Source organism: Streptomyces sp. WELS2 (genome assembly GCF_013870595.1).
GTDB lineage: Bacteria > Actinomycetota > Actinomycetes > Streptomycetales > Streptomycetaceae > Streptomyces.
This window is the reverse complement of sequence record NZ_JACBWZ010000161.1, coordinates 1-10,361: the sequence shown is the minus strand read 5'-3', so window position 1 is coordinate 10,361 and position 10,361 is coordinate 1. Positions and strand designations below refer to the sequence as shown.

Annotated in this window: 8 protein-coding genes and 1 pseudogene; 3 read left to right on the top strand and 6 right to left on the bottom strand. The window is 69.6% G+C overall.

What is annotated here, in order from left to right:
* Positions 1-373, bottom strand: a pseudogene (locus tag H5J33_RS12800) (hypothetical protein); the annotation flags it as partial.
* Positions 374-803: 430 nt separating this feature from the next.
* Here H5J33_RS12800 and H5J33_RS12795 point away from each other — a divergent pair.
* Complete coding sequence (locus H5J33_RS12795; RefSeq protein WP_181795029.1) at positions 804-3,329, top strand: ATP-dependent Clp protease ATP-binding subunit; 2,526 nt, start codon at positions 804-806, stop codon at positions 3,327-3,329.
* Between the two features lie 158 nt (positions 3,330-3,487).
* Here H5J33_RS12795 and H5J33_RS12790 read toward each other — a convergent pair whose 3' ends face one another.
* Positions 3,488-4,138 (bottom strand): HAD family acid phosphatase, encoded by a 651-nt coding sequence (locus H5J33_RS12790; RefSeq protein ID WP_181795028.1) that lies wholly within the window; start codon positions 4,136-4,138, stop codon positions 3,488-3,490.
* A gap of 473 nt (positions 4,139-4,611) precedes the next feature.
* Between H5J33_RS12790 and H5J33_RS12785 the strand changes: the two genes are divergently transcribed.
* Positions 4,612-5,163, top strand: coding sequence for a M23 family metallopeptidase (locus H5J33_RS12785; RefSeq protein ID WP_181795027.1), 552 nt, complete (start codon positions 4,612-4,614; stop codon positions 5,161-5,163).
* A gap of 83 nt (positions 5,164-5,246) precedes the next feature.
* Here the strand turns inward: H5J33_RS12785 and H5J33_RS12780 are convergent, their stop codons facing one another.
* Positions 5,247-5,846 (bottom strand): TetR/AcrR family transcriptional regulator, encoded by a 600-nt coding sequence (locus H5J33_RS12780; RefSeq protein WP_181795026.1) that lies wholly within the window; start codon positions 5,844-5,846, stop codon positions 5,247-5,249.
* Positions 5,847-5,972: 126 nt separating this feature from the next.
* On the opposite strand from H5J33_RS12780, the gene H5J33_RS12775 reads away from it, so the two are divergent.
* The gene (locus tag H5J33_RS12775; RefSeq protein ID WP_181795025.1) at positions 5,973-7,538 is read left to right on the top strand and encodes an MDR family MFS transporter; all 1,566 of its coding nucleotides are present in this window, start codon (positions 5,973-5,975) and stop codon (positions 7,536-7,538) included.
* A 252-nt stretch (positions 7,539-7,790) separates the two neighbouring features.
* Here H5J33_RS12775 and cseC read toward each other — a convergent pair whose 3' ends face one another.
* The 3 genes from cseC to H5J33_RS12760 all read right to left on the bottom strand — a co-directional run.
* Positions 7,791-9,143, bottom strand: a complete 1,353-nt coding sequence (gene cseC / locus H5J33_RS12770; protein WP_181795024.1) for a two-component system sensor histidine kinase CseC — start codon at positions 9,141-9,143, stop codon at positions 7,791-7,793.
* A 10-nt stretch (positions 9,144-9,153) separates the two neighbouring features.
* Positions 9,154-9,852 carry a two-component system response regulator CseB gene (gene cseB / locus H5J33_RS12765; RefSeq protein ID WP_181795023.1) on the bottom strand — a complete coding sequence of 233 codons (699 nt, stop codon included), beginning with the start codon at positions 9,850-9,852 and terminating at the stop codon, positions 9,154-9,156.
* Between the two features lie 38 nt (positions 9,853-9,890).
* Positions 9,891-10,361, bottom strand: a 471-nt coding sequence (locus tag H5J33_RS12760; protein ID WP_181795022.1) for a hypothetical protein, incomplete at its 5' end; no start/stop codon positions are given.

Below are 10,361 nucleotides of genomic sequence, written 5' to 3'. Positions count from 1 at the left end.
GTCTCGAAGGCCTGGCAGGCCGGGCAGCGGAAGTCCTCCCAGACGGTGAGCGTCGACTTTCCTCCGCGCCGCCCGGGGCCACCAGCAGCTCCATGCGGTCGCCCCGGAGGATCACCGGGGAGCCCGGCGCGAGATGCCGGAGCGCTCGCGCGCCCGCCTCGGCCGGCACCTCCAGCACGTCGAACCGCACCCCCGTGACCAGCCGCAGCGGCCGTCCGGGCAGAGTCGGCCAGCCCAGTTCGTCCTCGTACCAGTGCCGGGCCCCGGCGTCCGGGGCGGGGTCGGCGGCGGGACCGCCGGCCACCGGTTCGTCCGGGACGACGGGCCGGCGGGGGAGGGGGATCGTGGGTGTCACGGGGACCGGGCCAGCCATGCCAAGTGCAACCGCCGCAGTGGCATCCGGGTTACGCTGGGTGCCCCGACGGATTCGCAGAGTGTCGGGGGCGGGGGCGTGCGGGGGTCCGGGGAGACGCAAGGTTGTTCGCCCATAGCGGAGGGAACCGGTGCGCGCGGCATGGAGTGTCAGTCCGTGCGGGTAAGACATCCCTAGTGGGAGGGGGCGACACGCAGAACAGGCCGTCTCACGTTCGCCAACGGCGTACTGGCGAGTGGGGTAACTGCCTGGCCTGCGGGAACATCGTCTCGCACCATCGGGTTGGAGCAGATGTCGGCGCACACGGTCAGGAGGCCATCGACGGTGTCGGCAGTTGGAATGAGCGGTCCCCGCTTGCGGGACTAAGCTGCGGAAGGACAGGGAGGGGAAGTTCCCCCCACTGCCTGACCGCTCTGAGGAGCGATTAACGATGTTCGAGAGGTTCACCGACCGCGCGCGGCGGGTTGTCGTCCTGGCTCAGGAAGAAGCCCGGATGCTCAACCACAACTACATCGGCACCGAGCACATCCTCCTGGGTCTCATCCACGAGGGCGAAGGTGTCGCCGCTAAGGCCCTGGAGAGCCTCGGCATTTCGCTTGAGGCGGTCCGCCAGCAGGTGGAGGAGATCATCGGTCAGGGCCAGCAGGCCCCGTCCGGCCACATTCCCTTCACCCCCCGTGCCAAGAAGGTCCTGGAGCTGTCGCTCCGCGAGGCCCTTCAGCTGGGCCACAACTACATCGGCACGGAGCACATCCTGCTCGGCCTGATCCGTGAGGGCGAGGGCGTCGCCGCCCAGGTCCTGGTCAAGCTGGGTGCAGACCTCAACCGGGTGCGGCAGCAGGTCATCCAGCTGCTCTCCGGTTACCAGGGCAAGGAGACCGCCACCGCGGGCGGCCCGGCCGAGGGCACCCCCTCGACCTCTCTCGTCCTGGACCAGTTCGGCCGGAACCTCACCCAGGCCGCTCGTGAGTCCAAGCTCGACCCGGTCATCGGGCGCGAGAAGGAGATCGAGCGGGTCATGCAGGTGCTGTCCCGCCGTACGAAGAACAACCCCGTCCTCATCGGTGAGCCCGGCGTCGGCAAGACCGCCGTCGTCGAGGGCCTCGCCCAGGCCATCGTCAAGGGCGAGGTGCCCGAGACGCTCAAGGACAAGCACCTCTACACGCTGGACCTCGGCGCCCTGGTCGCCGGCTCCCGCTACCGGGGTGACTTCGAGGAGCGCCTGAAGAAGGTCCTCAAGGAGATCCGCACCCGCGGCGACATCATCCTGTTCATCGACGAGCTGCACACGCTGGTCGGTGCGGGTGCCGCCGAGGGCGCCATCGACGCGGCGAGCATCCTGAAGCCGATGCTGGCCCGCGGCGAGCTCCAGACCATCGGTGCGACCACGCTGGACGAGTACCGCAAGCACCTGGAGAAGGACGCGGCCCTGGAGCGCCGCTTCCAGCCCATCCAGGTCGCCGAGCCGTCCCTGCCGCACACGATCGAGATCCTCAAGGGCCTGCGCGACCGGTACGAGGCGCACCACCGCGTCTCCATCACCGACGAGGCCCTGGTCCAGGCGGCCACCCTGGCCGACCGCTACATCTCGGACCGCTTCCTGCCGGACAAGGCGATCGACCTGATCGACGAGGCCGGCTCCCGGATGCGCATCCGCCGGATGACCGCTCCGCCGGACCTGCGCGAGTTCGACGAGAAGATCGCCGCCGTCCGCCGGGACAAGGAGTCCGCGATCGACTCGCAGGACTTCGAGAAGGCCGCCTCCCTGCGCGACAAGGAGAAGCAGCTCCTGGCCGCCAAGGCGAAGCGGGAGAAGGAGTGGAAGGCCGGCGACATGGACGTCGTCGCCGAGGTCGACGGCGAGCTGATCGCCGAGGTCCTCGCCACGGCCACCGGCATCCCGGTCTTCAAGCTGACCGAGGAGGAGTCCAGCCGCCTGCTTCGCATGGAGGAGGAGCTGCACAAGCGGGTCATCGGCCAGAACGACGCCGTCAAGGCGCTGTCGAAGGCGATCCGCCGTACGCGCGCCGGCCTGAAGGACCCGAAGCGTCCGGGTGGTTCGTTCATCTTCGCCGGCCCCTCCGGTGTCGGTAAGACCGAGCTGTCCAAGGCGCTCGCCGAGTTCCTCTTCGGTGACGAGGACGCGCTGATCTCCCTCGACATGTCGGAGTTCAGCGAGAAGCACACGGTCTCCCGCCTCTTCGGTTCGCCCCCCGGCTACGTGGGCTACGAGGAGGGCGGCCAGCTGACGGAGAAGGTCCGCCGCAAGCCGTTCTCGGTCGTCCTGTTCGACGAGGTCGAGAAGGCCCACCCGGACATCTTCAACTCGCTGCTGCAGATCCTGGAGGACGGTCGCCTGACCGACTCCCAGGGCCGGGTCGTGGACTTCAAGAACACGGTCATCATCATGACGACCAACCTCGGCACCCGGGACATCTCCAAGGGCTTCAACCTCGGCTTCGCCGCCGCGGGTGACACGAAGACCAACTACGAGCGCATGAAGAACAAGGTGTCGGACGAGCTGAAGCAGCACTTCCGCCCCGAGTTCCTCAACCGCGTGGACGACGTGGTGGTCTTCCCGCAGCTGACGCAGGAGGACATCCTGCGGATCGTCGACCTGATGATCAGCAAGGTGGACGAGCGCCTGAAGGACCGGGACATGGGCATCGAGCTGTCCCAGTCCGCCAAGGAGCTGCTGTCCAAGAAGGGTTACGACCCGGTGCTGGGCGCCCGGCCGCTGCGCCGCACGATCCAGCGCGAGATCGAGGACACGCTCTCGGAGAAGATCCTCTTCGGCGAGCTGCGTCCCGGTCACATCGTGGTCGTGGACACCGAGGGCGAGGGCGACACCGCCACCTTCACCTTCCGCGGTGAGGAGAAGTCGGCCCTGCCGGACGTCCCGCCGATCGAGCAGGCCGCGGGTGGGGCCGGTCCCAACCTGAGCAAGGACGCGTAAGCCTCCGGCGGTTCGACCGCTCCGAAGGGGCCGGTGCCTTTGGGCACCGGCCCCTTCAGCGTTGTTCCAGGGTCGTCTCCGGGTGCGGGAGGAACGGCCGGAGAGGACAGTTCGTCCGGGACGGTACGCCCACGCCCCGGCGGATGCTCCCCTGCGGGCTACGACAACTGACCGCCGTAGTCGGGCAGTTTGAAGGTCCTCTCGGCGTGGCCGCCGGAGAGGTCCGTGGTGTTGTTGCCGATGTTGGCGATGATCGTGTAGCCGTCGTTCTCGATGCCGGCGCGCTGGGCGGTCTTGTAGGCGGCGACGTCCTTGAAGAGGTCGGTCAGGCCGCGGACGTACAGGCCGGAGACCTCGTAGCCGTCGTGTTCGAGGTTGTACTCGGTGGGCCAGTACAGGACGCCGGGGCGGGCGGTGACGAAGAAGAGGGAGACGCCGTGCTCCTGGGCGTAGCGGGCGGCGTCCAGGACGGGCCGGTTGGCGGGCTGGGGGTAGCTGAAGCCGAAGTCGGTCTCCAGCGTGGTGTTGTCGATGTCGAAGACGATCGCCTGCTTCTCGCCGGGCCGGGCGGCGGCGATGCGCTGCTTCAGGTACGGCAGGGCCTGGTCCATGACCGCCTGACAGTCCTTCTGCCAGGTGGCGTAGTCGACCTTCGCGGCGGTGGCGGTGGCGGCCGTGGAGCGGGCCGGGGCGTCCGCCGTGCCGTCCGCCGCCTGTACGGCCGGGGCGGTCTGCACGGCGAGGGCGGCCAGCGCGGCCACGGAGACGGCGGTCGCGGTACTGCGGCGCGCCCAGGGGTGTCTGGTCATCGGTGGGGGTCCTCTCACGTCCGTACGCGCGTCCGTACGCGTCCTGAATGTCAGGGGCATGATCTGAGCCGAGGGTGGCGCGTGAGGAACCGTAGGGTTACCGGACGGTAGGGGGATAGAGGTCTGCGTCACAATTCCGCGTTCGCCGGTTTATCCGGCCGGTGATGTGCCGCACAGGACGTAAGTCACCTACTAAGGCACCTGGTGGATTGAAATAGGTGGATAAAACGGACTTTCAACGCGGAAGTCATGGCTGCGGTCAGGGAAAGGCCGATGTCAGGGGTGGTGCCCGCCGAGCGGGGGGAGTGTGGGGAATTGCCCGTTTTTCAGGGCATCTACTACTCACCGCCGTAGACAGGCCCTTTGTCAGGCTTCGGGGTGGTCGGTTACCAAGTAATGGCCGCTTCGGTGGATGTCCTCGTGGACGTCCGCGCACCGGGTGGCCGACCAGTCCCCGAATTCACGAGGTCACGATGTTCCGACGCTTCACGTCCCGCTCCGCCCGTACGTCCTCGCTCCGCACCCGCGTGGCCGTCCTGGCCGCCGGTTTCGGCGCCACGGCCGTGCTGGGCTCCGGGGTCGCGAGCGCCGCCACCGCGTCCGCCGCGTCCTGGGTCGACCCGGTGAAGCAGTACACGCTCTCCGCCGGCTACATGCAGGCCGGCAGCCACTGGGTCGCCAAGCACAGCGGCCAGGACTTCGCCGTGCCGACCGGCACCGAGGTCGTCGCCGCGCACGGCGGCACCGTCGTCAAGGCCGGCCCCAACGGTGCCGGCGACGGTCCGGCGTACGGCAACGCCATCGTCGTCAAGCACGGCGACGGCACCTACTCGCAGTACGCGCACCTGTCCCGCATCGACGTGCGGATCGGCCAGGTCGTGCGGACCGGCCAGCACATCGCGCTGTCCGGCTCCACCGGCAACTCCACCGGCCCCCACCTGCACTTCGAGATCCGCACCACCCCGAACTACGGCTCCGCCGTCAACCCGGTCGCGTTCCTGCGCGCCCACGGCGTGACGGTCTGACCGAGGGCCTGTCGTCAGGCTCACGCCGCAGACGCGGGGCACGGCGCCGCCGATGCCCCGCGGCCTGATCCGAACGGCAGACCCTAGCCCTTGCGGCGGGCGTGTTCGTGCGCCTGCCGGATCATGTCCAAGGCGACTTCGAGAACGGCCTCGCGCCTCTTCTCGGAGTCGCCTTCGACGTCCTGCATCACGAACATCCCGGCGTGCAGCGTGAACATCGCGCTGACCGAGCGGACCTGGTCCACCAGCTCCGCCTCGGGATTGATGAGGATGTCCCGCAGCATGCGCATCCGGTCCTTGAAGGTGTCCCCGATGCGCAGTTCACGGACCGTCGCCTGGTTCTCCTGCATGAAACGGAAGAGCGGTTCCGCGCCCGCGAGCGCCTCGCTGTAGCGGCGGATGATCTCCTCTTTGGTCTCCAGGGTGCCCGGCTGCCGTCCGCCCCACTCGATCAGGTCCTCGATCGGCTTCGTCAGGTCCTCGAAGAGGCTGACGATGATCTCTTCCTTCGTTTTGAAGTGGTAGTACAACGCCGCCTTGGTGACGTCGAGACGCTCGGCGATCTCCCGCAGGGAGGTCTTCTCGTAGCCCTGTTCCGCGAAGAGTTCGAGGGCCACGTCCTGGATGCGCTGGCGCGTGTTGCCGCGGCGCTGCTGCTTGGTGCCGTCCATGGTGCCGCCCATCCTCGTACTCCTCGGGCCCCCACGGAAACTTACTTGACGCCCGGCTAGTAATGCCTTTACCGTCCCAGTGTACTGAGAACTAGCCGGGCGGCAAGTAAGTTCCGCCCCGGGGGGAACGGGAAGACGATGGCGGACACAGTAGAAGGCATAGCGGGCAAACGCCCCCGAAGCGTGCGGGTGGTACTGCTCGCGCTCATGATCGCGATGATGCTCGCGATGCTCGACAACATGATCGTCGGCACGGCGATGCCCACGATCGTGGGCGACCTGGGCGGGCTGGAGCACCTGTCCTGGGTCGTCACCGGTTACACCCTGGCCACCGCGGCCTCCACGCCGGTCTGGGGCAAGGTCGGCGACATGTACGGGCGCAAGGGAGCCTTCCTGGGCTCCATCGTGATCTTCCTCATCGGCTCGGCGCTGAGCGGCATGGCCCAGGACATGGGCCAGCTGATCGGGTTCCGGGCCGTGCAGGGGCTCGGTGCCGGCGGTCTCATGGTCGGCGTCATGGCGATCATCGGCGACCTGGTGCCGCCCCGGGAGCGCGGCAAGTACCAGGGCATGATGGCCGGCGTCATGGCGCTGGCGATGATCGGCGGTCCGCTGGTCGGCGGCACCATCACCGACAACTGGGGCTGGCGCTGGGCCTTCTACATCAACCTGCCGCTGGGCGCCGTCGCCCTCGCGCTGGTCACCGTCGTGCTCCAGCTGCCGAAGAAGCGGTCCAAGGCGGGCATCGACTACCTGGGCGTCGTCCTGCTGACCGTCGGCATCACCGCGATCGTGCTGGTCACCACCTGGGGCGGCACCGAGTACGCCTGGACCTCCGCGCGGATCATGGAGCTGACCGGCATCGGCGTGGCCGCGCTGATCGGGTTCGTGTTCTGGCAGACCAAGGCCGCCGAGCCGGTGCTGCCGCTGCACATCTTCAAGAGCCGCAACTTCACCCTGATGGCCGTCATCGGCTTCATCACCGGCTTCGTGATGTTCGGCGCCACGCTCTTCCTGCCGCTGTACCAGCAGGCCGTGCAGGGCGCGTCCGCGACCAACTCCGGTCTGCTGCTCCTGCCGATGCTCGGCGCGATGCTGGTGACCTCGATGATCGCGGGACGGATCACCACCGGCAGCGGCCGGTACAAGATGTTCCCGATCGCCGGCGGCGTCCTGATGATCATCGGCCTGTACCTGCTGTCCACGATGGACACCGGCACGACCCGGCTCACCTCCGGCGTCTACATGGCCGTGGTCGGCGCGGGCATGGGCTGCCTGATGCAGATCACCATGCTGGTCGCGCAGAACAGCGTGCAGATGAAGGACATGGGCGTGGCCTCCTCCTCGGCCACCCTGTTCCGCACGCTCGGCTCCTCCTTCGGCGTCGCCATCATGGGCGCGCTGTTCAACCACCGCGTCCAGGACATCATGGCCGAACGGGCCGGCACGGTCGGCGCGAAGATCACCGCGAAGTCGGCGCAGCTGGACGCGGACAGCCTGGCCAAGCTGCCGGCGGCGGCCCGCGAGGCCTACCAGCACGCGGTGTCCTCGGGAACGCACTCCGCGTTCCTGCTCGGCGCCGTGGTCGCGGTGCCGGTGCTGATCGCCGCCCTGTTCGTCAAGGAGGTGCCGCTGAGGGGCGGTCCGAAGGCGGCCGGCGAGGGCGCCGACGCGGCACCGCAGCCGATGGCCGAGGCCGTCTGATCCTCCCGGCCCGGACGGCTCCGGCGGGCGCGCGCCGCGTATCCGCCTGAGCCGCCCCCGGTCTCCGAGGCCCCCGGTCTCCGAGGCCCCCCAAGTCCCGAAGGCCCCGGTGCGTGTCCGCCACCGGGGCCTTCGGCCGTCTCGGAGGGGCTGTCGGCCGCAGCGCGGAGCTGGACTTCTCCAAGGACTTCGGGTGACCGCGGACCCGGGGGCGCCGTCCCCGCGGTACCGCGCGAACGCGGCCTCCCGGCTCTAACCCGCCCCGGACACCGGCAGCACCGGATAGCTGCCCGTGTTGGTCGGAGCGTGTTCCGGCAGCCACAGGACGGCCACCGCGCCCTCCGCGGGCTGACCGGCGGGCGTGCCGACGGGGCGTATGTTGCGGAAGGTCAGCCGGGCGCCGAGCACCCGGGCCTGGCCGGCGGCGATGGTCAGGCCCAGCCCGTGGCCCTGCCCGGCGCGGTCCACGCTGCCGGTGCGGAACCGGCTCGGCCCCTCGGCCAGCAGCTCCTCGGGGAAGCCGGGCCCGTGGTCGCGGACCCGGATGACCCGGCCCTCCACGGTGACCTCGATCGGCGGCCGGCCGTGCCGCGCGGCGTTGGCGAGCAGATTGAACAGCACCCGCTCCAGCCGCCGGGGATCGGTGGTGACCTCCGACTCGTGCACCACCCGTACGGTGGCCTCCGGGTCCTTGGCCGCGACCCGGCGGGCCACGAACTCGCCCAGCATGATGTCCTGGAGTTCGGCCCGTTCCGAGGCGCTGTCCAGCCGGGCCACCTCCAGCACGTCCTCGACCAGCGTGCGCATCGCCTTGGCCCGGTCCAGCACCAGCTCCGTGGGCCGGCCGGGCGGCAGCAGCTCGGCCGCCGTCAGCAGTCCGGTCACCGGGGTGCGCAGCTCGTGCGCGATGTCGGCCGTGACCCGCCGCTCGGCCTCCAGGCGCTGCCGCAGCGCGTCCGCCATGGCGTCCACCGCGCGCGCCAGATCGTCGGTCTCGTCCCGTACGACTCCGCCGATGGCCTCCCGCACCCGCACATCGGTCTCGCCGTTGGCGACCCGGTTCGCCGCCGCCGCGGCCTTCCGCAGCCGGCGCGACAGCTGGCCGCCGATCAGCACACCGAGCGCGCTGCCGCCGAGCACCACCGCGACCGAGCCGATGACCAGGGCCTGGTCCAGGTCCCTGAGCATGTCGATGCTGCGGTCGGGCAGGTGCATGTGCACGGACAGCACATGGCCGCCCTTGACCGGCACGGCGGCCCAGATGTCCGGGTCCTCGCCGTGCCGGGAGACGTCACTGGCCCGTCGGCTGCGCCCGACGCTCTCGCGCAGCGCGTCCGGCAGCTCGGGGTCGTCCACCTTGACGTAGGGGAAGACCGGTCCCCGGTTCAGTTCGTAGTTGCGCTGGGCCAGCACCAGGCGGTCGTTGGCCAGCTCGCGCGCGTTGTCCAGCATCGAGACCCGGGCCGCGTTGTGCACGACCAGGCTGAGCACGACCGCCACCAGACCGGCCACCAGCGCGATCGCCGCGCTCAGCTTCCATCTGAGCCCCGTGCGCAGTCCCGCGCGCTCCATGCGCCGGACCGGGTTCCGCAGGATCCCCCGCATGGCGCCCCGCTCAGGCCTTCAGCTTGTAGCCGAAGCCGCGGACCGTCTCGATCCGGTCCTGGCCGATCTTCTGCCGCAGCCGCTGCACGTGCACGTCCACGACCCGGGTGTCCCCGCCCCAGCCGTAGTCCCACACCCGCTCCAGCAGCTTGTCGCGGGAGAGCACGGTGCCCGGCGCGGAGGAGAACTCCAGCAGCAGCCGCATCTCGGTCGGGGTGAGCCCCACCGGCCGTCCGGCCCGCCGCACCTCCATGCCGTCGGTGTCGATCTCCAGGTCCCCGAAGGTCAGCGTGCCGGCGACCGAGGCCCCGGACTCCTGCGCCCGCTCCCCGCCGGCGTGCCCGAAACGGCGCAGCACCGCGCGGATCCGGGCGACCAGCACGGCACCGTCGAACGGCTTGGTCACATAGTCGTCGGCGCCCGCCTCCAGGCCGAGGACGACGTCGATGGAGTCGGCGCGCGCCGACAGCATGATCACCGGCACGGTGGACTCGTCGCGGATCCGCCGGCACAGGCTGACCCCGTCCAGGCCCGGCACCATGACGTCCAGCAGGGCGATGTCGGGACGGTTCGCCCGGAACGCCTCCAGGCCCGACAGGCCGTCGGGCATCGCGGTGACCGCGAAGCCGTCCCGCTCCAGGGCGAGCTGGGTGGCCTCGCGGATGACGTCGTCGTCCTCGACGAACAGGACGTGGGTCTGGTCTGCCATCCCGGTGCTCTCAGTCCTCGTGGTGTGCGTGTGGGGGATCAGGTGCTCGGCACGGGCCGTGGGGACCCGTCGGCGGACTTGCCGTACTCGTTGCGGGTGGGCTTGCCCGGGACGAACCGCCCGGCCTTCCAGGTGTAGGGGGTCACGACGTCCCCGGAAGGACTGGAGATCGGGTCGTCCTGCTCGTAATACTGCCTGGTCACCGACAGGGTGCCGCGATCGATCTCCGCGTAGACCGGGGACTCCTCGCTCTTGAAGACGTTCTTGAACACGCCGTTGTCGTCCCGGTACACGTACGAGCCGATGCCGACCCAGTCCGCGCAGGTCATCACGTTGATGACGACATCGTCCACCGGGGCGTCGGTGAGATCGCCGTACGAGACGTCCACCTGGTAGTCGTCGCCGTCGCACGGCTTCAGCTCGCGTTTGACCGCGGGGGAGACCTGGGGGTCGCGTTTGAGCAGCGCCACGGCGTCCACCCGCCGGAACTTCCCGAAGGCGCTCGCGGA